Below are 20,245 nucleotides of genomic sequence, written 5' to 3' on the forward strand. Positions count from 1 at the left end.
ACATTAAGGCGCATTTGGGAAAATGCTGGCCTTCGCTACAAGCCGCGACTAAGCCTCTCGCCATGACAGACGCAAGCGAAAAAACAGCCGACGCGGCAAACGACAAGGTGGGTGTGGTGATCGTCGCCGCCGGGCGCGGCGCGCGTGCCGGACAGGCCGACGGGCCGAAGCAGTATCAGCGCATCGGTGGCCGCGCCGTCATCGCGCGCACGCTGGAGACCTTCCTGTCGCACCCGAAAACAGGCCCTGTCGCCGTCGCCATCCATGCCGACGACCGCGACCTCTTCCGTCAGGCAGCGGGCGCCGATGCCGACCGGGTCATCGCCGTGATTGGCGGCGTGTCGCGCCAGGCGTCGGTCCGTCTCGGGCTGCTGGCGCTACGCGACCATGCACCGGGCCGGGTTCTCGTCCACGACGCCGTGCGCCCCTTCGTCGACGCTGCCCTTATCGACCGCACGATCGCCGCCATCGGCGAGCGCCAGGGTTCGCTGCCCGCTTTGCCGGTCGCTGATACGCTGAAACGCGAATCGGCCGCCGGCATGATCGAAGAGACCGTCCCCAGAACCGGACTTCATGCCGCGCAGACACCGCAGGGCTTTCCGTTCTGGCCGCTGCTTGCCGCCCATGAGAAAGCCCACCATCTGGGCAAGGCTGATTTCACCGACGATGCCGCGATCGCCGAATGGGCGCATATTCCGGTGAAGATCGTTGCGGGCTCACCGGATAATATCAAACTCACCTGGGCACGGGATATTGCCATGGCAGACCAGCGGCTTTCCGGCGAACGGCCGCGTTTTCCTGATATCCGCACCGGCAATGGCTACGACGTCCACGCCTTCGAACCGGGCGACCACGTCACGCTCTGCGGCGTCGCCATCCCGCATGACAAGAAACTGTCCGGCCATTCGGATGCCGATGTCGGCCTGCACGCGCTGACCGATGCGCTGCTCGCCACCTGCGGCGCCGACGACATCGGCACGCATTTCCCGCCGTCCGATCCGCAATGGAAAGGCGCTGCCTCGCGGATTTTCGTCGAACATGCGGCGAAGCTGGTGCGCGAACGTGGCGGGCGCATCGCCAATGCCGACATCACACTGATCTGCGAGGCGCCGCGCGTCGGCCCGCATCGCGCGGCGATGACCGCGACGCTTTCGGCGATGCTGGGAATCTCGCCGGACCGGATCTCGATCAAGGCGACAACCAACGAAAAGCTCGGTTTTGTCGGCCGCGAGGAAGGCATAGCGGCCATCGCAACCGCCAGCGTCGTATTTCCCGGCGACGTACCCGAATGAGCAACAGCGACCTCGCAAACGCCCTGCTCCAGGCATGCCAACAACGCGGCATCATGCTGGCGACGGCCGAGAGTTGCACCGGCGGCATGATCATCGCAGCACTCACCGACATTGCCGGCTCTTCCGCGGTGGTCGACCGCGGTTTCATCACCTATTCCAACGAAGCCAAGATGGAGATGCTCGGCGTTTCCGCCGCCACGCTTGAGGCGCACGGCGCCGTCTCGCGCGAGACAGTGCTGGAGATGGCGGCGGGCGCGCTAGCCCGCTCGCGCGCCCAGCTCGCCCTTGCCGTCACCGGCATTGCCGGTCCGGGCGGCGGGTCGGCGGAAAAACCTGTTGGGCTTGTCTGGTTCGGCGTTGCCGTGGCGGGCAAGCCGATCATTGCCGAACGCAAGCTGTTTGCCGACAACGGCCGCGATTTCATCCGCCGGGAAACGGTCAGGCACGCGCTGGAACTGGGCCTGCGCGCGCTCGACCAGGATCAGGCTGTCGGCGTTGAGCCGTAAATAATATCGGCGCGCTTCTCGAAGGCCTCGGAGAACATGCGAAAGGCGCGGTCGAACATGGTCCCCATCACCACGCCGAGAATGCGGCTCTTGAACTCGTAGTCGATGAAGAAGTGGACTTCGCAACCGCGATCGGCCGGATCGAAGCGCCAGACATTGCTTAGATATTTGAACGGCCCGTCGATGTATTTGACGTCGATGGTGTTCTCGTCGGGCTTTAGAAGCACCTGCGTGGTGAAGGTTTCGCGGATCGCCTTGTAGCCGATGCTCATGTCGGCGACGAGAATCGTGCGACCATCGCGCTCCTTGCGTGAGCGAACCGTCAGCGCCTCGCACAGCGGCAGGAATTGCGGATAGGTTTCGACGTCGGCGACCAGAGCGAACATCTGTTCCGGCGTATGGGTGACGCGGCGTGTGGCTTCGAATTTCGGCATGAAACCAGCGTGTTAGGCTGATTTTCTGAGCTGCGATTCGCGCGCCGCGCGCAGCCTGGCGAAATCGTCGCCGGCATGATGCGACGAGCGCGTTAGCGGGCTCGACGCCACCAGCAGGAAGCCCTTGGTCTTGCCGATCGTCTCGAAGGATTTGAATTCCTCCGGCGTGACGAAGCGGATCACCGGATGGTGCTTCTTCGACGGCTGCAAATACTGGCCGATGGTCATGAAGTCGACATTGGCCGACCGCAGATCGTCCATCAGTTGCAGAATCTCGTTCCGCTCCTCGCCGAGCCCGACCATGATGCCGGACTTGGTGAAGATCGAGGGATCAAGCTCCTTGACCCGCTGCAAGAGCCTGATCGAATGGAAATAGCGGGCGCCCGGCCGAACCGTAAGATAGTTCGACGGCACGGTTTCGAGATTGTGATTGAAGACGTCCGGCTTGGCCGCCACCACGATCTCCAGTGCGCCTTCCTTGCGCAGGAAGTCGGGCGTCAGGATCTCGATCGTCGTCAAAGGTGTCGCCGCCCGGATTGCACGGATGACCTCGGCGAAATGCTGCGCTCCGCCGTCGGCAAGATCGTCGCGGTCTACGGAGGTGATGACGACATGGCTCAGACCCATCTGCCTGACCGCATGCGCGACACGCGCCGGTTCGTCGGGATCGAGCGCCGTCGGTATACCGGTAGCCACGTTGCAGAAGGCACAGGCGCGCGTGCAGATCTCGCCCATGATCATGAAGGTCGCGTGCTTCTTTTCCCAGCACTCGCCGATATTCGGGCAGCCGGCCTCTTCGCACACCGTCACCAGTTTGTGCGATTTCACGATTTCACGCGTTTCGGCATAGCCCTTCGACATCGGCGCCTTGACGCGGATCCAGTCGGGCTTGCGCAGCACCTCCTGGTCAGGCTTGTGCGCCTTCTCGGGGTGCCGCAGGCGCGGCGCATTGGCGATCGTGTCGAGGACGGTGACCATCTGAAACCCGGTTCATTCGCGAGCGCCTTTCCGGCGTTCGCCTTGCAAAGTCATCTAGGACTTTTTGACCCAAAGAAAAAGGCCGTAGCTCTGCATGCCGCCACAGCCGTTTTCGCATGGCAAGAGTTGAGATCGATTAACGGCGAACCAGGCGTCCTACCCAGATCAGCAGACACGCGCCGATAAAACCGGTAATCAGATAAGCGATCCAGCCCGCGCCGAAGGCACCGATATTGAGCGCCTGCAGGATGGCGTTCAGCACGATCGCACCGACGATGCCAAGGATGATGTTCATCAAGATGCCGGTGTTGCTCTTCATGAACATCTCGGCAAACCAGCCTGCCAGCCCTCCGATGATGATGGCTGCTATCCAGCCCACGCCATTCACGTCCATATGCCCACTCCTCTGCTGACGGGTGAAAATGCATTCGGAAACGAACTACCTTGCGTCGAGTTCCCCGGGCGCTTGCGTGTGAGTCTCACCCGGCCAATTTATCATGCGTTCAGCGCGCGGCCATAGGCGTCGAGCACGCTTTCCTTCATCATCTCCGACAGCGTCGGATGCGGGAAGATGGTGTGCATCAGTTCTTCCTCTGTCGTTTCGAGGTTCATCGCGACGACAAAACCCTGGATCAGCTCGGTCACTTCGGCGCCGACCATATGCGCGCCGAGCAATTGTCCGGTCTTCTTGTCGAAAATGGTCTTGACGAAGCCCTGGTCCTCGCCGAGCGCGATGGCCTTGCCGTTGGCGGCGAACTGGAAGCGGCCGACGCGGATGTCCTTGCCATCCGCCTTTGCCTTGGCTTCGGTCAGGCCGACGGAGGCGACCTGCGGGTTGCAATAGGTACAGCCCGGGATCTTCAGCTTGTCCGTGGCATGTACGCCGGGGAAATTGGCGATCTTTTCGACGCAGACAACGCCCTCGTGCTCGGCCTTATGGGCGAGCATGGGCGGCCCGGCGACATCGCCGATGGCATAGATGCCGGGGACATTGGTCTTGCCGTAGCCGTCGACGACGATACAGCCGCGCTCGATCTTCACGCCGAGCGCTTCGAGACCGAGGTTTTCGATGTTGCCCTGCACGCCGACGGCCGAGATCATCCGGTCGGCGGTGATCTTCTCGACCTTGCCGTCCTTCATCTCGACATGCGCGGTGATCGAGTTGGCTGATTTCTCGACCTTGGTCACCTTGGCCTCGAGAATGATCTTCATGCCCTGCTTCTCGAACTGCTTCTGCGCGAATTTCGAGACTTCGGCGTCCTCGACCGGCATCACCGCCGGCAGAAGCTCGACCACGGTCACCTCGGCGCCCATGGTGCGGTAGAACGAGGCGAATTCGATGCCGATGGCGCCCGAGCCCATCACCAGCAGCGATTTCGGCATCTCCTTCGGCACCATCGCCTCGAAATAGGTCCAGATCAGCTTGCCGTCCGGCTCGATGCCGGGCAGCGCGCGCGGCCTGGCGCCAGTGGCCAGGATGATGTGCTTGGCCGTGTAGGTGCCCTCGCCCTTGACGCCCTTCGGCACCGGCGGCTGCGGCTCCATCGGCTTCTTGGCCGTGTTGGAAACCACGATCTCACCTGGTTTGGTGAGCTTGGCTTCGCCCCAGATGACGTCGACCTTGTTCTTCTTCATCAGGAAGGCGACACCGCCGTTGAGCCTGAGCGAAACCTTGCGCGAGCGATCGACCACGGCTGACGTATCGACGCTGACCTTGCCGTCGAGCTTCAGCCCGTAGTCCTTCAGATGATCGGAATAGTGCATGATCTCGGCCGAGCGCAGCAGCGCCTTGGTCGGAATGCAGCCCCAGTTGAGGCAGATGCCGCCAAGATGCTCACGCTCGACGATCGCCGTCTTGAAGCCAAGCTGGGCGGAACGCACCGCCGCGACATAGCCGCCAGGGCCGGAACCGATGATGATGACGTCGTAGTTCTCAGCCACGATTTTCTCCTTGATTCCCTAGAGTTCCAGCATGACGCGCACGAGCGGCGCCAGCGCCTGCCCGATTTTTCGCGTGTTCTCGGCATCGAGATGAACGCCGTCGAGCGGCGTGGTTTTGGCCACCGTGCCGGCGTCGAAGAAGCCGCAGCCGGCCTCGTCGGCAAGGGCGGAATATAGCGCCGCCAATCGCAGCGAGGCGTCATCGCCGCCGGCGAACATCTCCTTGAATTCGGCATTCTCCGTGCGGCTGACAGCGGGTGGTGCGACGATCAGGATCTGCGGCGCCGGCCAGTCGAAGGGGTAATCATGACCACGCACGATGTCGATCAGGCGCTGGATGCCCTGCTTGGCCGCGACCGGATTGCCATGGATCCACGGCTTCATGTCGTTGGCGCCGAGCATGATGACGATGAGGTCGATCGGCGCATGCGTCGTCAGCACCGTCGGCAGCATCCTTGCGCCGTTGCGGTCGGCGCCGGCCAGATGGTCGTCAAAAGCCGTGGTGCGGCCGTTCAGGCCCTCGGCGATGACCTCAACGCCGCCGCCCAGGGCCTTCCCCAGCACGCTCGGCCAGCGGTCTTCGAGCGGGTGGCGGTCGAGACTTGCCGCGTCATAGCCCCAGGTCAGCGAATCGCCATAGCAGAGAATTGTTTTCATGCGTTTGCCCAACTCCTGCCAAAGCCCGTCTGAGCGCGCTTGACCCGCCAGCGCACGAATGTGCCAGCCGAACCGGAAAGGATGAAGACGAAAAGGCTGGTGAAGAATTCCCGCACCGCCTTTTCCTTTCTAGACCAGCATGCCCATCGGGTTTTCGATCATGCGCTTGAAGGCCACAAGCAGTTCGGCGCCGAGCGCACCGTCGACGGCGCGATGATCCGTCGACAGCGTCACCGACATGATTGTCGCAATCTTGATCTCGCCATTCTTGACCACAGCCCGCTCCTCGCCGGCTCCGACCGCCAGGATCGTCGCATGCGGCGGGTTGATGACGGCGGCAAAGTCCTTGATGCCGAACATGCCGAGATTGGACACGGCGGTGGTGCCGCCCTGGTATTCCTCGGGCTTCAGCTTGCGGCTGCGGGCGCGGCTGGCCAGATCCTTCATCTCGTTGGAGATGGTGGACAGCGTCTTTTCGTCGGCGCGCCGGATGATCGGCGTGATCAGCCCGCCCGGGATCGACACGGCAACGCCGACATCGGCATGCTTGTGCTTGACCATGGCGCTATCGGTCCACGAGGCATTGGCATCGGGCACCGCCATCAGCGCCATTGCCATCGCCTTGATCACCATGTCGTTGACGGAAAGCTTGTAGGCCGGCACCTCGCCCTTGTCGCTCTTCTTCACTGGTGCCGCGGCGTTGATCTGCGTGCGCAACGCCAGCAGCGCATCGAGCTCGCAGTCGAGCGTCAGGTAGAAATGCGGGATGGTGCTCTTGGCCTCGACCAGGCGGCGCGCAATCGTCTTGCGCATATTGTCGTGCGGGACAAGGTCGTAGGAGCCTTCGGCAAACAGTTTCAGCACCTGTTCGTCCGGCATGGCTTTCGGCGCGGCGGAAGGAGCCGCCGGAGCGCCGGCTGGAGCTTTCGCGGCTGGCGCCGCCTTGACGCCGCCCGAAGAAATCGCCGCGTCGACATCGGCCTTGACCACGCGGCCATGCGGGCCGGAGCCCGTCACCGCGGAGACATCGACACCGGCTTCCCTGGCGATACGGCGGGCAAGGGGCGAGGCGAAGGTGCGCTCGCCGCTTGCGTGGCCGTTGGCCATCGTAGCCGCCTTGGGCGCCGGTGCGGCGGCCGGTTCTGCCTTCGGCGCTTCCGGCTTCGGTGTTTCGGCCTTCGGTGCTTCAGTTTTGGGGGCGTCTGTTTTTGGCGCCTCGGCCTTTGCCGGCGCAGCGTTGCCGCCACTCTTGGCGGCGGCACTTGCATCCTCGCCCTCGGCCGCGAGCACGGCGATCAGCGCATTGACCTTGACGCCTTCGGTGCCGGCCGGAACGACCAGCTTCGCGACCGTGCCCTCATCGACGGCTTCGACTTCCATCGTTGCCTTGTCGGTCTCGATCTCGGCGATCACGTCGCCCGGCGAAACCTTGTCGCCCTCCTTGACCAGCCATTTGGAAAGATTGCCCTCTTCCATCGTGGGCGACAGGGCCGGCATGGTGATGTTGATCGGCATTTTGTCCTCCGCCCTGCTCAGCGATATGTGACGGCTTTGACCGCCTCGACGACCTCGCCGACATTGGGCAACGCCAGTTTTTCGAGGTTAGCGGCATAGGGCATCGGCACGTCCTTGCCGGCGATGGTGATGACCGGCGCGTCGAGGAAATCGAAGGCGCGCTGCGACACCTGGTTGGCGATATGGTCGCCGACCGAATTCTGCGGGAAACCCTCCTCCACCACCACCAGACGGTTGGTCTTCTTGACCGAAGCAATGATGGTGTCGAAATCGAGCGGGCGGATGGTCCTGAGGTCGATGATTTCGGCATCGATGCCCATGCCACGCAATTCGGCCTCGGCCTTCACCGCATAGGTCATGCCGATGCCGAAGGAGACGATGGAGACGTCCTTGCCCGGTTTGTGGATGCGCGCCTTGCCGATCGGCAGCACGAAATCGTCCAGCTTCGGCACATCGAAGGAATGGCCATAGAGGATTTCGTTTTCGAGGAAGATGACCGGGTTCGGGTCGCGGATCGCTGCCTTCAGCAAGCCCTTGGCGTCGGCGGCGGTGTAAGGCATCACCACTTTCAGCCCGGGGATATGGCTGTACCAGGCGGCGTAGCACTGCGAATGCTGGGCGGCAACGCGGGCGGCCGCACCGTTCGGGCCACGGAAGACGATCGGCGCGCCCATCTGGCCGCCGGACATATAGAGCGTCTTGGCGGCGGAGTTGATGATCTGGTCGATCGCCTGCATGGCGAAGTTGAAGGTCATGAACTCGACGATCGGCTTCAGGCCGGCCATCGCCGCGCCGACGCCGACGCCGGCAAAGCCATGCTCGGTGATCGGCGTGTCGACGACGCGCCGGTCACCGAATTCCTGCAGCAAGCCTTGCGTGATCTTGTAGGCGCCCTGGTACTCGGCGACCTCCTCGCCCATCACGAAGACGTCTTCGTCGCGGCGCATTTCCTCGGCCATCGCATCGCGCAACGCCTCGCGCACCGTGGTCGAGACCATTTCGGTGCCGGCCGGGATATCCGGATCGGCGGCGATTTCGGTTCTCGGAGCGGCGGCAACGGGTGCCGCCGCCTCGCTCTTGGCCGCGGCAGGCGCCGGCGCTGCTTTCTCGGCTTCGGGAGGCTCTTCGCCGACGCCTTCGCCAGCCTTGTCGATATCCTCGCCGTCAACCGCAAGCACGGCGATCACGGCGTTGACCTTGACGCCTTCGGTGCCGGCGGGAACCACGATCTTGGCCAGCGTGCCTTCATCGACGGCCTCGACTTCCATCGTCGCCTTGTCGGTCTCGATCTCGGCGAGGACGTCACCGGCGACAATCTTGTCGCCTTCGTTCTTCAACCATTTGGAAACATTGCCCTCTTCCATGGTCGGCGAGAGAGCGGGCATGAGAATTTCGATCGGCATGTCCTTGCCCTCTCGTTACAATACGATGTCGGTCCAGAGCTCGGACGGATCCGGCTCCGCGTCGTTCTGGGCAAATTCAGCGGCGTCGGCGACGATGTCGCGGACCTCCTTGTCGACGGTCTTGAGTTCGTCCTCGGTGGCCCATTTCTTGTCGAGCAGCCGCGCCTTGACCTGCTCTATCGGGTCGTGCTCGGAGCGCATCTTCTGCACTTCTTCCTTGGAGCGGTACTTTGCCGGATCAGACATTGAATGGCCGCGATAGCGGTAGGTCTGCATTTCGAGGATCAGCGGCCCGTTGCCGGCGCGGCACCATTCGGTGGCGAGGTCGCCAGCGGATTTGACCGCACGCACATCCATGCCGTCGACCTGGATGCCGGGGATCTTGAAGGAGGCGCCGCGGTGCGAAAAGTCGGTCTCGGCCGAAGACCGCGAGACCGAAGTGCCCATGGCGTAGCGGTTGTTCTCAATGATGTAGATCACCGGCAGCTTCCACAGCGAGGCCATGTTGAAGCTTTCATAGACCTGGCCCTGATTGGCGGCGCCGTCGCCGAAATAGGTCAGCGACACATTGTTGTTGCCGCGATAGCGGTTGGCGAAGGCCAGGCCGGTGCCGAGCGACACCTGCGCGCCGACAATGCCGTGGCCGCCGTAAAAATGCTTCTCCTTGGAGAACATGTGCATGGAGCCGCCCTTGCCCCTGGACAGGCCGCCGCGGCGACCGGTCAGCTCGGCCATGACGCCGCGCGGCGACAATTCCATCGCCAGCATATGGCCGTGATCGCGGTAGGCGGTGATCATCTGGTCGCCATCGACCAGCGCCATCTTCATGCCGGTGACAACAGCCTCCTGGCCGATATAGAGATGGCAGAAGCCGCCGATGAAGCCCATGCCGTAGAGCTGGCCGGCCTTTTCCTCGAAGCGGCGGATGAGCAGCATGTGCCGGTAAGCGGCAAGCTCCTCGTCCTTGGTGAAATCAGCTGGCTTCGGGGCGGAAAGTCCCGACGATTTGCTATCGGATCTCGATTTGGCAGGCGCTTTTCTGGCGGCGGTGGCCATGCATCACTCCCTGTTGCGTCTCTTTGTGGACATTAGAGCAAGATGAAATCTGCTCTGAGGGAGATCAGTCCTCCCCACCGATTTGGAAGAGGCTAACATGCGAGAATGGGTTTCGCCATGCTGAAAAATGCATGGCTGGCATGCATCTAAGCGATTAAAATCGTTGAAAATATCGTCGATTAACTCGAATCAGGTTATCTGGCCTGCGACGGCAGCATGATGGTTATTTCGTCGGCATGGGACAGATTGAGCGCCTTGCGCGCCTGCTCGTCGAGCATGTCCTTTTCCAGCGTGCCTTCATGCATGAGCTGGACGCGGCGTTCCAGATCGACCCGGCGTGCCTTGACGGCGTCGAGCTTGCCCTGCAGATCCGCGGCCTGGGCCTCGAGCCGGTACTTGGAATAGATGCCGAACTCGCCGTGATAGGCGTGGAAACCGAAATAGGCCAGGAACGCCACGCAGAGCGAGGGAATGATCAGCCGACCGGTGTTTCTCTGCTTGTGCTGGCGTGTCCACATGGGTCCAAATCCTCGCAGCCGCGAACTCAAACGGCCAGCGTCTTTTTTCGCTCGATTGTGCTTAATGGACGGTTACGAACAACCGGATTTGGCAGTTTTGAAGCAAAAAGGCCGGGAATGTCCCCAGCCCCTAACTAAAGTGGAGTCGCGCAACCAGAGTGGTTGCTCCGCGACGGCATCATGGAGTTGGCCGCAGCAGCGGTATGGGGTGGCGCGCAGAGGCGTGCCGTCCCACCCAACTTGTCATCTTTCGAGCCGGTGCGATCGGAAGTGCCGGAAGACTATCCAGACCATAGGCAGCACCAATGCAGTTCCCAGTCCGACCATGATCCATCCCCAATCCTCACCGACATCCTGACAAATGAGCAGCGGGGTGGGTGTAGGCGGCGGCTCCGCCAGGCACTGGAAGAATTTGATCGCAGCGTAGATCAGCCAAGATCCGTAAGCTGCCATGAGCGCGGCAACGGAAATACCTAGTGCCCTGAGCATGAATGTCGTCCTTATACTCTATCGAGCATAATGAACGACAATCATGTTTCCGGATATATCTTTCGGATCAGCCTTTGACGATCGACCTGCCGGCGTAGTGCGCCTGCTTGCCGAGCTCTTCTTCGATGCGGATGAGCTGGTTATACTTGGCCATGCGATCCGAGCGCGACAGCGAACCCGTCTTGATCTGTCCGCAATTGGTGGCGACGGCGAGATCGGCGATGGTCGAATCCTCGGTTTCGCCAGAACGATGCGACATGACGGCGGTGTATCCGGCCTTGTGCGCGGTCTCGACGGCGTCGAGCGTTTCGGTGAGCGAGCCGATCTGGTTGACCTTGACCAGGATCGAATTGGCGACGCCCATGCGGATGCCGTCACGCAGCCGCGCCGTGTTGGTGACGAACAGATCGTCGCCGACGAGCTGGGTCTTCTTGCCGATGAGGTCGGTCAAGTACTTCCAGCCGTCCCAGTCGTCCTCGGCAAGCCCGTCCTCGATCGTGATGATCGGATAGTCAGCGGCGAGCTTGGCCAGGTATTTGGCCTGCGCCTTCGGATCGCGGGTCTTCCTCTCGCCTTCATAGACGTAGTTGCCGTCCTTGAAGAATTCGGTCGCGGCGCAATCGAGGCCGAGCGCGACCTCCTCGCCAGGCTTGAAACCGGCCTTTTCGATCGATTCCATGATGAAATCGAGCGCGGCCGGCGCGCTTTTCAGGTTCGGAGCGAAGCCGCCCTCATCGCCGACATTGGTGTTGTGACCGGCGTCCTTCAGCCTCTTGCGCAGCGTGTGGAAGATCTCCGAGCCCCAGCGCACGCCGTCACGCAGCGTCGGCGCGCCGATCGGCAGGATCATGAATTCCTGGAAATCGATCGGGTTGTCGGCATGCGCGCCGCCATTGATGATGTTCATCATCGGCACTGGCAGCACATGCGCCTTGGTGCCGCCGACATAACGGTAGAGCGGCAGGCCGGCCGCGTCCGCCGCGGCCTTGGCCACCGCCAGCGACACGCCGAGAATGGCATTGGCGCCGAGCCGGCTCTTGTTGGGCGTGCCGTCAAGCTCGATCATCGTCTGGTCGATATGGATCTGGTTCTCGGCCTCCATGCCGCCGATCGCCTCGAACAGCTCGCCGTTCACGGCCTCGACGGCCCCGAGCACGCCCTTGCCGAGATAGCGGGCGCCGCTGTCGCGCAGCTCGACCGCCTCATGCGCCCCGGTCGAGGCGCCGGACGGCACCGCGGCGCGGCCCATCGAACCATCTTCGAGCACGACATCGACCTCGACAGTCGGGTTTCCGCGGCTGTCCAGGATTTCACGCCCGACAATGTCGATGATGGCGGTCATTGTAATGTCCCCGATTGATCTGGCAAAGCGTCGCGCACGTCTTAGCCAAAGTGCCGCAAAAGGCAATCGGGGCGCTTGCAAATATTGCCGCGCCGCTTCCCCGGCCGATTCACGAAGCGCAAATCGCTGTCATCATAAGTCATGGCGGCGGGCCGGGTTCTCGGTTATGGTCGCGCTTGCGCGGGGCGAAACAGGAGGAGTTTCGCCATGTCCCAGTTGAGCGGTATCGTGAGTCTATTCCTGATTGCAGCTGCGTTCCTGACGTCATGCGACAGTCAGCAGCCCCAGCAGGGATCGTTGCCGGCCCTGCAGATCGCGGAATAGCTTTCATCGCATATGGAAAGGCCCCCGGCTGACGGGGGCCTTTCCGATTCAGCGGACTGAAGTCAGTGCCAGTAAGGCTCGACCTTGTAATAGTTGTACGAAGCGTCGCGTGCCGCCTCGCCGTCGGCGCCGGTCAGTTCGTTGATCGAATAGGCAGGCGCGGCTGTCAGTTGCTCCTTGGTGAAGGGCACGACGTAGCCGCCCTTGTCCTCGTCATAGTCGAGGCTCGCCCATGGCATGGCGTGGTATTTCTCGCCGATGCCAAGAAATCCGCCAAAGCCGATCACCGCGAACATGATGCCGTTCGACGTCTTGTCGAGCATGACATCCTCAATGTCGCCGATATGCTCGCCTTCGGTATTGTAGACCGACGTGCCGATGACGCGCGAAGCGGCAATGGCCTCGGTGTGCCCGGTCTGGGTTGTCATGGTATGCTCCTCTCTCGTTGTTGACGCTATGCGTTGACAATGAGGGGAGCGGACGAAGGTTCCAGACTTTCTTTGATGTCCGGCCAGCTACTCCGCGAGGATGAAGGTGACTTTCATGTTGACGCGGTAGGCGGAGATATTGCCGTTCTCAACGACGATCTTCTGGTCCTGAATCCATGCGCCTTCGACGTTCTTCAGGGTCTTGGAGGCGCGCGCAATTCCCTTCTCGATGGCGTCCTGAAAGCTCTTCTTCGACGATGATGTGATCTCGGTGACGCGGGCGACGGACATGGCTTCCTCCTGCAAGTGCTCATTTGCATGGCAAGAGTACAGCCGGCTGTTGGGGACCACAAGCGCGTGCGTTTCAACCCTTGGCGATTCGATCGAACGCCATCAGCCGTTCGAGCAATGCCGGCATGTCCTTTAGCGGCACCATGTTCGGGCCATCGGAAGAGGTCGAATTGTTTGGATCCTGGTGGGTCTCGATGAACACGCCGGCAACGCCTACGGCGACAGCCGCACGTGCCAGCGTCTCGACAAAGCGACGCTCGCCACCCGAGGAACCACCCTGCCCGCCCGGCTGCTGCACGGAATGGGTGGCGTCGAAAATCACCGGCGCACCGATCTCGGCCATGATCGGCAGCGAACGCATGTCGGACACCAGCGTGTTGTAGCCGAAGGACGCGCCGCGCTCGGTGACCAGCACATTGGCGTTGCCGGAACCGGTGATCTTGGCGACGACGTTCTTCATGTCCCAGGGAGCAAGGAACTGTCCCTTCTTGACATTGATCACCTTGCCGGTCCTGGCGGCGGCAACCAGCATGTCGGTCTGGCGCGACAGGAATGCCGGTATCTGCAGCACATCGACATGCGGCGCGACGATCGCGCACTGTTCCTCGGTGTGGACATCGGTCAGCACGGGGAGCGAAAACGTTTTGCGCAGTTCGTCGAAGACTGGAAGTGCTGCCTCCATGCCTGCGCCGCGCGTCGACGACAGCGAGGTGCGGTTGGCCTTGTCGTAGCTGGTCTTGTAGACGAGCCCGATGCCGAGCTTGCCGGTGAGCTCCTTCAGCGCACCGGCCATGTCGAAGGCATGCTGGCGCGATTCAAACTGGCACGGGCCGGCGATCAGCGCCAAGGCTGCCTTGTTGTCGAAGACGACATTGCCGACGGTTACCGACGAATTGGGGGCCAAAGGCTTGCTCATGGGATCTCCCGGAAAATGAAAACCGCGCCCTGTCCGGGCGCAGGCCGCACGACAATATCATTGCCGTCTATGTCGTGTTCGATGCAATTGGCTGCAAGGAGCGTTGCCACGGTATCCGTGCTGCGAACCGAAAAGACGACCCCCGCGAAACGGAGTTCCGACGGCGCACTGGCCGGCAGGCCGAAACGCGTTTCGAACGCAGCAGGCTCAAGCAGGGTCAAACCGGCGTTCGGCAAGCGAAACGCCATGTCCTCCTCCGCATCCGCCGCGACCGCCAACAATCGGCGCTGCTCGGATGGTCGGTTGCTGACCGCCACGACTTCGATGATGCCGGTTGCGCCGTTGGCATGGGCTTGCAACGCGGTACGGTCTACCTTGGGCGCGTTGATCCGCTCGCAAGCGAACAGCAACGCGTCCGTCGCCCCGGCTCCAGAGGCGAAGGCAAGTTTGAACGATGCCATGTCGCTCTTTCCCGCCGCGTCGGCAAAGGCACGCGAAAAGCTCAGCATGCCGCCCGCCGACAGGCCGGCTTCGACATAGCGCGCATGGTCGGCGCCGGCATTGCCGGTGCTGAGCACGATGGCCGAAAATCCCTCGTCGCCGCATCTGTCGCGAAAGGCGCGATCGCGCGCGACGAAGACGTTGCCAGCCGCGATCGCCTTCGCCGCCGCTTGCGCGTCGCCTACCGCCAGCGGCTCGAGATAGGTGCCATCTCCAAGGAAGACGCAGCAGTTTTCCGTTCCGAAAGGATGAATGCCGGTCGGCGCCACGACAAAGCCAAGCGAAGTGAGCCGCGCCCGCGCCACGTCGAGATTCGCGGTCGGCAGCACAAGATGGTCAAGCGGATGAGTGGGCGGCGTCTCGGTCATGCCGGCGCGGTTTGCACCATTCCGGGAGACGGTTCAAGCGTTTCAAACGCTTGCCGCCACCACGACATCGGCCGAATAACGCAATTCGCGCAATGGCCTGACCTGGCTGGTCGTCTTTGCATAGAGAGGATGCGCCTTATAGGCGGCAAGGGCTGTCTCATCCTCGAACTCGGCGTAGACGACCACGTCGATTTCGTCCGAGAGCGGGTCGACCTTGGTGTTGAGCGTTACCTCGAAAAAGCGGGAATGGGGGATCTTGCCCAGCGTCAGCAAGCCAGTGCGCACGGCCTCCACATCTTCTTTTTCGCGCGCGCTGAAGAAAACGATATGCCGGATCAAACCAGCCTCCCCGATCGATATGCAGGCGTGTTTTGTGCGGCCAAAACGATCGCGTCAACCGGCAACGATGTCGCGCCGGTGTTGCGCGGGGAAAGAAACCCTAGACGAAGCTGGTGGCGTAGTTCACGACGCGCGTTATCTCCCTGACGGTGTAGTCGAGATAGCGGCCCTGATTGTAGAGTCCGTCCCAGATAAGGAAGAAGGTGACGGCGGCGATGACGATGACATAACGCATGGCTAAACTATCGCATGAGAGTGGCTGCTGCTGCCAGAGTGATTCCGAGGTCGACCGGCGGCCCTCCCCAACATCTTGCCTCTTGAAGTTCCCTTTGATGACGTGAAAGATTGCGGCGGGATTCATCAGGGGGCGACGTTCGAACCTGGCGAATGAACTGCGAGAGTGTGGGAACCGGCCGTTTATGCCGGTTGCGCAGAAGTCCGGGGGCGTGACATGGCTTACAAGGAACAAAAGAACGTTGCTTTGGGCAGCGTTATATTGGGCGACGCGGTCAGGCTGGACGAAGTCAATTTCGCCGAAATCGTCAAGGGCCTGCCGGCCAAGGCGCGCATGGTGCTGTCGGCGGCGATGAACCTGCCGCGTGGTTCGCTCAAGGTGAGGATGCCGGACGGCCGCGCCGTCCTCGTCGGCGGCAAGGGGCCAGGTCCGGACGCCGAGCTGGTGCTGAAGAACTGGCGCTTGCCTTCCCGTGCCTTCACCGGCGGCACAATCGGCGTTGCCGAATCCTACATGGACGGCGATTGGGAAAGCCCCGACGTCACCAGTTTCCTCGAATTGTTCGTCGTCAATTCGGCCATCGGCGAGCGTGTCGCGGGCGGCGCCAGCTGGCTGATCAACACCGTCCAGCGCATCCGCCACTGGTTCAACGAAAACACCCGCACCGGTTCGAAGCGCAATATCTCGGCGCATTACGACCTCGGCAATGCGTTCTACAGGGAATGGCTGGATCCGAGCATGACCTATTCGTCGGCGCTTTATGCGACCGGCGCCAACGATCTGGAAAGCGCTCAGGCCGCCAAATACCGCGCCCTGGCCAAGGATACCGGGATTGGCAGGAAGGATCATGTGCTGGAGATCGGCTGCGGCTGGGGCGGCTTTGCCGAATTCGCCGCGCGCGAGATCGGCTGCCGTGTCACCGGCTTGACGATCAGCCGCGAGCAGCACGATTTTGCCAAGGCGCGCATCCAGAAGGCAGGACTGGCCGACAAGGTCGACATCAAGCTGCAGGATTATCGCGACGAGACCGGCACCTATGACCGTATCGCCTCGATCGAGATGTTCGAGGCGGTCGGCGAAAAATACTGGCCGGTGTTTTTCGGCAAGATGAAGACTTGCCTGAAACCGGGCGGCACGGCCGGCCTGCAAATCATCACCATCAACGAGGCTGCTTACGACACCTATCGCGCCCGTCCGGATTTCATCCAGCGCTACGTCTTCCCGGGCGGCATGCTGCCGACGCCGTCGATCCTGAAGGCGCTCGGCAAAGACCACGGCCTTGCTCATCTGCGCGAGCGCGTCTTCCCGGACGACTATGCCCGCACGCTCGCCGAATGGCGCCACCGCTTCCGGGCGTCATGGGAAAAGATCGTCCCGCTCGGTTTCGACGATCGCTTCAAGAAGCTCTGGGAGTTTTACCTGCACTATTGCGAGGCCGGCTTCCGCGCCAGCTACATCGATGTCCGCCAGGTGGTTTACAAGGCTTGAGAGCGTTCTGGCGGCTCACACCATTTCATTGCGCAGCACAACCTGCACCCCCCACGTGGGCGGTTTGAGGCCCGGCGGGCCACCGAGCGCCTTTTCCGTAATCTCGACATCGCCCTGCGATCGCCGTCAAAAAGTCAGATCACGCCGCAGGATGCGCCCGGCCTGCCAATCGGGAATCACATCATGCGCAAACGCACTATCTGCCTCCTCGTCGTGATCGCCGCTGCCGGCGGCGTCTGGTTCAACAACACATCGCTGTTGTCGAGCCGGCCGGCCGGCACCCCTTCGGTGCTTGCCCATCGCGGCTTGGCCCAGGATTTCGACCGCACGGATCTGGACGCCGACACATGCACAGCCGATCGCATGCTGCCGCCACGCCATGCGTTCCTGGAGAACACGATCCCCTCGATGGAAGCCGCCTTTGCGCTCGGTGCGGACGCGCTGGAACTCGATGTTCACCCGACTACCGACGGCAAGTTCGCCGTCTTCCACGATTGGACGCTGGATTGCCGCACGCAAGGCAAGGGAGAGACCCGTGCCCATGCGATGTCCGAGCTAAAGACACTCGATGTCGGCTACGGGTATACGGCGGATGGCGGCAAGACCTTTCCGTTTCGCGGCAAGGGCGTCGGCATGATGCCGTCGCTGGACGAAGTGCTGCGGCATTTCCCCAATCGCCGTTTCAACATCAACATCAAGAGCAACGACGCTGCGGAAGGCGAAGCGCTCGCTGCCTGGCTCGCAACGCTGGCGCCCACCGAACGCGCCGGCCTGACGGTTTATGGCGGCGACAAGCCGATTGCGGCGGTCAAGGCGGCGCAGCCGGACATACATACGCTAAGCCGTGCGTCGCTGACCCAATGCATCCTGCGTTATGCCGCGGTAGGCTGGAGCGGTTATGTTCCGGAAGCGTGCCGGCAGGGCACACTGCTGATCCCGATCAATGTCGCCCAATGGCTATGGGGCTGGCCCGACCGTTTTCTGGACCGCATGGATGCCGTCGACACCCGCATCTATCTGCTTGGCCCCTATGCCGGCGGTGGCTTTTCGCAGGGACTCGACGATCCCGGGCTGATCGACCAGTTGCCGGACGGCTATTCCGGCGGGATTTCCACCGACGCGCTGGACCTGGTCATGCCTGTCATCAAGCGGCGTTTCGCGCCGCCGGCGTGAAACGACAGATCCACGCCGCTTGGGAGTGGCGTGGGTACGGGCGACTTTCAAAGAAGGATGCGGTATTTCGCAAACCCGGCTTCGCCCTCGCCTGCCGGTTCGATCTTCAGCGACTTCACCTCAGCGATAAAATCCTTCGCCCTGGCGCCGGTCTCGAAGAGGACGCTGGTTCCGGGCAGCGGCGCAAACGACCAGTTGCCGTCCGCCGACGGGTTGATCGTGCCTTCGCTGACGACGTAGCGCACGATCACGTCGCGATTGGTGTCCGGCGCCTCGTAGATGATCTTCGACGCGTTGATATCGGGGAAGTTGCCGCCGCCGCCGGCGCGGTAATTGTTGGTGGCGACAACGAATTTCCCCGCTGGATCAATCGGTTTTCCGTCGAACATCAAGTCGACGATGCGGTTCGAGCCGGCATTGGCCAGCCCGCCCTTGGCGTCGTATTTCGGCGGCTGCGACAGGTCGATCCTGTAGGTGACGCCATCGATGACGTCGAAATTGTAGGACGGGAAATCGGTGTTGATCAGCGCCTGGTCGGCCTTGCCCGGTTCGATCCTGTTGAAGATGCCGGCCGACATCTCCAGCCATTCCTTCACCTGCGCCCCGGTGATTTCGACGGCGCGCACGGTGTTCGGGTAGAGATAGAGGTCGGCGACATTCTTGATGGCGATGTCGCCCACCGGAACGTCTGTATAGTAGTCGGCGCCGTTGCGGCCGCCGGCCTTGAAGGGCGCCGCCGCCGACAGCAGTGGCACGTCCTTCCATTGCGTGTTCTTGAGGATATCCCTGAGATACCAGGTCTGCGCCTGGCTGACGACCTGTATCGACGGATCGTCGGCGACCAGCGCAAAATAGGAATAGAGCGGCGCCGAGGTCTTGCCGACCGGTCGGCGCACATAGGCCAGCGTCGCCTGGTGGTCCTGCTCGAGCGCAGCGATGATGCGCTTGTCGTCTGCGACCGTCGGCTTGTTCTTGTTGTCGACCCGTTCATAGATCGGCCGCGCCTCGGAGGTCGCCGAGACGACACGCCACTTCGATCCGTCGCGCTCAAGCAACAGGTCGATCAGGCCCATATGCGAGCCCCAGAAACCGCCCATCACCGCAGGCTTGCCCTGCAGCGTGCCCTTTTCGGTATCGACCGCCTCAAGCGCCTGAAAATCCTTCTTGCCGGGGAAGACCAGATGCTGGTGTCCGGTGAACACGGCGTCGATCCCGTCGACGCCGGCGACGAAGAAGGAGGCGTTTTCCATCATGTCGCCCTGCTTCACGTCGATGCCGGAATGGGACAACGCGATGACGATGTCGGCGCCCGCCTCCTTGATCTCCGGCACCCAGGCCTTTGCGGCCTCGACGATGTCGCGCGTCTTGACGTTGCCTTCGAGGTTCTTCAGATCCCAGACCATAATCTGCGGCGGCACGAAGCCGATGATGCCGATCCTGATCGGCTGCTCGGCGCCCGAGCCATCCCTGATCTTCTTGTCAAGGATGACGTAGGGCTTGAGATAGAGCTTGTCGTCGCGGGGGTTGGCGGCAAGCCCGGTGCCGCGGATCAGATTGGCGCAGACGAATGGGAAATTGGCCCCGGCCAGCACCTTGTCCATGAACGACAGGCCGTAGTTGAACTCGTGGTTGCCAAGCGTCGAACACTCGTAACCGAGCAGGTTCATGCCCTTCATGATCGGATGCAGGTCACCATCCTTCATGCCCTTCTCATAGGCGATGTAGTCGCCCATCGGGTTGCCCTGCAGCAGGTCGCCATTGTCGATGAGCATCGCGTTGGTCGCCTGCTTGCGCACCGCATCGATCAGCGAGGCCGTCCGCGACAGGCCCAGTGTGTCGTTCGCTTTGTCGGCGTAGTAATCATAGGGCAGCACGTTCACATGGATGTCGGTCGTCTCCATGATCCTGAGATGCGCCTGGTTGGCCTGCGCACGGGCGGAGAACGGGTGCAGCATGATCAGTGCTCCCGTGGCGGCCGCGCCCGCAAGCAGTGAGCGGCGAGAGACGGGATGGAACCGATGAGACATTGTGTTCTCCTACGCCCATGACGC

22 protein-coding genes are annotated in these 20,245 nt (G+C 62.1%); 4 read left to right on the forward strand and 18 right to left on the reverse strand.

Annotated elements, in window-relative coordinates:
* The first annotated feature begins 62 nt into the window (after positions 1–62).
* Together C9427_RS03710 and C9427_RS03715 are read left to right on the forward strand one after the other, a co-directional pair.
* Positions 63–1,292: a bifunctional 2-C-methyl-D-erythritol 4-phosphate cytidylyltransferase/2-C-methyl-D-erythritol 2,4-cyclodiphosphate synthase gene (locus C9427_RS03710; RefSeq protein ID WP_107647846.1), complete on the forward strand. Its 1,230-nt coding sequence runs from the start codon at positions 63–65 to the stop codon at positions 1,290–1,292.
* Complete coding sequence (locus C9427_RS03715; protein ID WP_107647847.1) at positions 1,289–1,798, forward strand: CinA family protein; 510 nt, start codon at positions 1,289–1,291, stop codon at positions 1,796–1,798. The genes C9427_RS03710 and C9427_RS03715 overlap by 4 nt, the downstream gene beginning before the upstream one ends.
* Here the strand turns inward: C9427_RS03715 and C9427_RS03720 are convergent.
* The 17 genes from C9427_RS03720 to C9427_RS35205 form a co-directional block, all read right to left on the reverse strand.
* A complete protein-coding gene (locus C9427_RS03720; protein ID WP_107647848.1) occupies positions 1,774–2,232 on the reverse strand; it encodes a type II toxin-antitoxin system RatA family toxin in 459 nt (152 codons plus the stop codon). The genes C9427_RS03715 and C9427_RS03720 overlap by 25 nt on opposite strands.
* Positions 2,233–2,244: 12 nt before the next feature.
* The gene (gene lipA / locus C9427_RS03725; RefSeq protein WP_107647849.1) at positions 2,245–3,210 is read right to left on the reverse strand and encodes a lipoyl synthase; all 966 of its coding nucleotides are present in this window, start codon (positions 3,208–3,210) and stop codon (positions 2,245–2,247) included.
* Between the two features lie 136 nt (positions 3,211–3,346).
* Positions 3,347–3,604 (reverse strand): GlsB/YeaQ/YmgE family stress response membrane protein, encoded by a 258-nt coding sequence (locus C9427_RS03730; protein WP_107647850.1) that lies wholly within the window; start codon positions 3,602–3,604, stop codon positions 3,347–3,349.
* Positions 3,605–3,705: 101 nt separating this feature from the next.
* The gene (lpdA, locus tag C9427_RS03735; RefSeq protein ID WP_107647851.1) at positions 3,706–5,151 is read right to left on the reverse strand and encodes a dihydrolipoyl dehydrogenase; all 1,446 of its coding nucleotides are present in this window, start codon (positions 5,149–5,151) and stop codon (positions 3,706–3,708) included.
* Positions 5,152–5,169: 18 nt separating this feature from the next.
* Positions 5,170–5,808, reverse strand: coding sequence for an SGNH/GDSL hydrolase family protein (locus tag C9427_RS03740; RefSeq protein WP_097576307.1), 639 nt, complete (start codon positions 5,806–5,808; stop codon positions 5,170–5,172).
* Between the two features lie 129 nt (positions 5,809–5,937).
* Positions 5,938–7,323 (reverse strand): pyruvate dehydrogenase complex dihydrolipoamide acetyltransferase, encoded by a 1,386-nt coding sequence (locus C9427_RS03745; RefSeq protein WP_107647852.1) that lies wholly within the window; start codon positions 7,321–7,323, stop codon positions 5,938–5,940.
* Positions 7,324–7,340: 17 nt separating this feature from the next.
* On the reverse strand, positions 7,341–8,726 hold the full coding sequence (locus tag C9427_RS03750) for a pyruvate dehydrogenase complex E1 component subunit beta (RefSeq protein WP_107647853.1): 1,386 nt from the start codon (positions 8,724–8,726) through the stop codon (positions 7,341–7,343).
* Positions 8,727–8,741: 15 nt separating this feature from the next.
* Entirely contained in the window at positions 8,742–9,782 is a 1,041-nt protein-coding gene (gene pdhA, locus C9427_RS03755) for a pyruvate dehydrogenase (acetyl-transferring) E1 component subunit alpha (RefSeq protein WP_107647854.1), read from the reverse strand.
* Between the two features lie 194 nt (positions 9,783–9,976).
* Positions 9,977–10,300 carry an FtsB family cell division protein gene (locus tag C9427_RS03760; protein WP_107647855.1) on the reverse strand — a complete coding sequence of 108 codons (324 nt, stop codon included), beginning with the start codon at positions 10,298–10,300 and terminating at the stop codon, positions 9,977–9,979.
* 243 nt (positions 10,301–10,543) lie between these two features.
* Positions 10,544–10,789 carry a hypothetical protein gene (locus tag C9427_RS03765; protein ID WP_107647856.1) on the reverse strand — a complete coding sequence of 82 codons (246 nt, stop codon included), beginning with the start codon at positions 10,787–10,789 and terminating at the stop codon, positions 10,544–10,546.
* A 67-nt stretch (positions 10,790–10,856) separates the two neighbouring features.
* Positions 10,857–12,131: a phosphopyruvate hydratase gene (eno, locus tag C9427_RS03770; protein WP_107647857.1), complete on the reverse strand. Its 1,275-nt coding sequence runs from the start codon at positions 12,129–12,131 to the stop codon at positions 10,857–10,859.
* Between the two features lie 386 nt (positions 12,132–12,517).
* The gene (locus tag C9427_RS03775) at positions 12,518–12,883 is read right to left on the reverse strand and encodes a PRC-barrel domain-containing protein (protein WP_097575798.1); all 366 of its coding nucleotides are present in this window, start codon (positions 12,881–12,883) and stop codon (positions 12,518–12,520) included.
* Between the two features lie 87 nt (positions 12,884–12,970).
* Positions 12,971–13,174, reverse strand: coding sequence for a dodecin family protein (locus tag C9427_RS03780; protein WP_107647926.1), 204 nt, complete (start codon positions 13,172–13,174; stop codon positions 12,971–12,973).
* 73 nt (positions 13,175–13,247) lie between these two features.
* Complete coding sequence (gene kdsA / locus C9427_RS03785; RefSeq protein ID WP_107647858.1) at positions 13,248–14,090, reverse strand: 3-deoxy-8-phosphooctulonate synthase; 843 nt, start codon at positions 14,088–14,090, stop codon at positions 13,248–13,250.
* The gene (locus tag C9427_RS03790) at positions 14,087–14,959 is read right to left on the reverse strand and encodes a VOC family protein (protein ID WP_107647859.1); all 873 of its coding nucleotides are present in this window, start codon (positions 14,957–14,959) and stop codon (positions 14,087–14,089) included. The genes kdsA and C9427_RS03790 overlap by 4 nt, the downstream gene beginning before the upstream one ends.
* A gap of 42 nt (positions 14,960–15,001) precedes the next feature.
* Positions 15,002–15,298: a Dabb family protein gene (locus C9427_RS03795; protein WP_107647860.1), complete on the reverse strand. Its 297-nt coding sequence runs from the start codon at positions 15,296–15,298 to the stop codon at positions 15,002–15,004.
* Between the two features lie 100 nt (positions 15,299–15,398).
* The gene (locus C9427_RS35205) at positions 15,399–15,533 is read right to left on the reverse strand and encodes a hypothetical protein (RefSeq protein WP_280954045.1); all 135 of its coding nucleotides are present in this window, start codon (positions 15,531–15,533) and stop codon (positions 15,399–15,401) included.
* Between the two features lie 216 nt (positions 15,534–15,749).
* Between C9427_RS35205 and C9427_RS03805 the strand changes: the two genes are divergently transcribed.
* A complete protein-coding gene (locus C9427_RS03805) occupies positions 15,750–17,021 on the forward strand; it encodes an SAM-dependent methyltransferase (protein ID WP_107647862.1) in 1,272 nt (423 codons plus the stop codon).
* 183 nt (positions 17,022–17,204) lie between these two features.
* Entirely contained in the window at positions 17,205–18,194 is a 990-nt protein-coding gene (locus C9427_RS03810) for a glycerophosphodiester phosphodiesterase family protein (RefSeq protein WP_107647863.1), read from the forward strand.
* Between the two features lie 47 nt (positions 18,195–18,241).
* Here C9427_RS03810 and C9427_RS03815 read toward each other — a convergent pair whose 3' ends face one another.
* Entirely contained in the window at positions 18,242–20,221 is a 1,980-nt protein-coding gene (locus C9427_RS03815; protein WP_107647864.1) for a bifunctional 2',3'-cyclic-nucleotide 2'-phosphodiesterase/3'-nucleotidase, read from the reverse strand.
* Positions 20,222–20,245: the final 24 nt, after the last annotated feature.

Source organism: Mesorhizobium helmanticense, from assembly GCF_003034915.1.
GTDB lineage: Bacteria > Pseudomonadota > Alphaproteobacteria > Rhizobiales > Rhizobiaceae > Mesorhizobium > Mesorhizobium helmanticense.

Bases quoted from the DNA above. Each gene is read 5' to 3' on its own strand.
- C9427_RS03710 (WP_107647846.1), top strand. From the start codon at position 63: ATGACAGACGCAAGCGAAAAAACAGCCGACGCGGCAAACGACAAGGTG.
- C9427_RS03715 (WP_107647847.1), top strand. From the start codon at position 1,289: ATGAGCAACAGCGACCTCGCAAACGCCCTGCTCCAGGCATGCCAACAA.
- C9427_RS03720 (WP_107647848.1), bottom strand. From the start codon at position 2,232: ATGCCGAAATTCGAAGCCACACGCCGCGTCACCCATACGCCGGAACAG.
- lipA (WP_107647849.1), bottom strand. From the start codon at position 3,210: ATGGTCACCGTCCTCGACACGATCGCCAATGCGCCGCGCCTGCGGCAC.
- C9427_RS03730 (WP_107647850.1), bottom strand. From the start codon at position 3,604: ATGGACGTGAATGGCGTGGGCTGGATAGCAGCCATCATCATCGGAGGG.
- C9427_RS03740 (WP_097576307.1), bottom strand. From the start codon at position 5,808: ATGAAAACAATTCTCTGCTATGGCGATTCGCTGACCTGGGGCTATGAC.
- C9427_RS03745 (WP_107647852.1), bottom strand. From the start codon at position 7,323: ATGCCGATCAACATCACCATGCCGGCCCTGTCGCCCACGATGGAAGAG.
- C9427_RS03750 (WP_107647853.1), bottom strand. From the start codon at position 8,726: ATGCCGATCGAAATTCTCATGCCCGCTCTCTCGCCGACCATGGAAGAG.
- pdhA (WP_107647854.1), bottom strand. From the start codon at position 9,782: ATGGCCACCGCCGCCAGAAAAGCGCCTGCCAAATCGAGATCCGATAGC.
- C9427_RS03760 (WP_107647855.1), bottom strand. From the start codon at position 10,300: ATGTGGACACGCCAGCACAAGCAGAGAAACACCGGTCGGCTGATCATT.
- C9427_RS03765 (WP_107647856.1), bottom strand. From the start codon at position 10,789: ATGCTCAGGGCACTAGGTATTTCCGTTGCCGCGCTCATGGCAGCTTAC.
- eno (WP_107647857.1), bottom strand. From the start codon at position 12,131: ATGACCGCCATCATCGACATTGTCGGGCGTGAAATCCTGGACAGCCGC.
- C9427_RS03775 (WP_097575798.1), bottom strand. From the start codon at position 12,883: ATGACAACCCAGACCGGGCACACCGAGGCCATTGCCGCTTCGCGCGTC.
- C9427_RS03780 (WP_107647926.1), bottom strand. From the start codon at position 13,174: ATGTCCGTCGCCCGCGTCACCGAGATCACATCATCGTCGAAGAAGAGC.
- kdsA (WP_107647858.1), bottom strand. From the start codon at position 14,090: ATGAGCAAGCCTTTGGCCCCCAATTCGTCGGTAACCGTCGGCAATGTC.
- C9427_RS03790 (WP_107647859.1), bottom strand. From the start codon at position 14,959: ATGACCGAGACGCCGCCCACTCATCCGCTTGACCATCTTGTGCTGCCG.
- C9427_RS35205 (WP_280954045.1), bottom strand. From the start codon at position 15,533: ATGCGTTATGTCATCGTCATCGCCGCCGTCACCTTCTTCCTTATCTGG.
- C9427_RS03805 (WP_107647862.1), top strand. From the start codon at position 15,750: ATGGCTTACAAGGAACAAAAGAACGTTGCTTTGGGCAGCGTTATATTG.
- C9427_RS03810 (WP_107647863.1), top strand. From the start codon at position 17,205: ATGCGCAAACGCACTATCTGCCTCCTCGTCGTGATCGCCGCTGCCGGC.
- C9427_RS03815 (WP_107647864.1), bottom strand. From the start codon at position 20,221: ATGTCTCATCGGTTCCATCCCGTCTCTCGCCGCTCACTGCTTGCGGGC.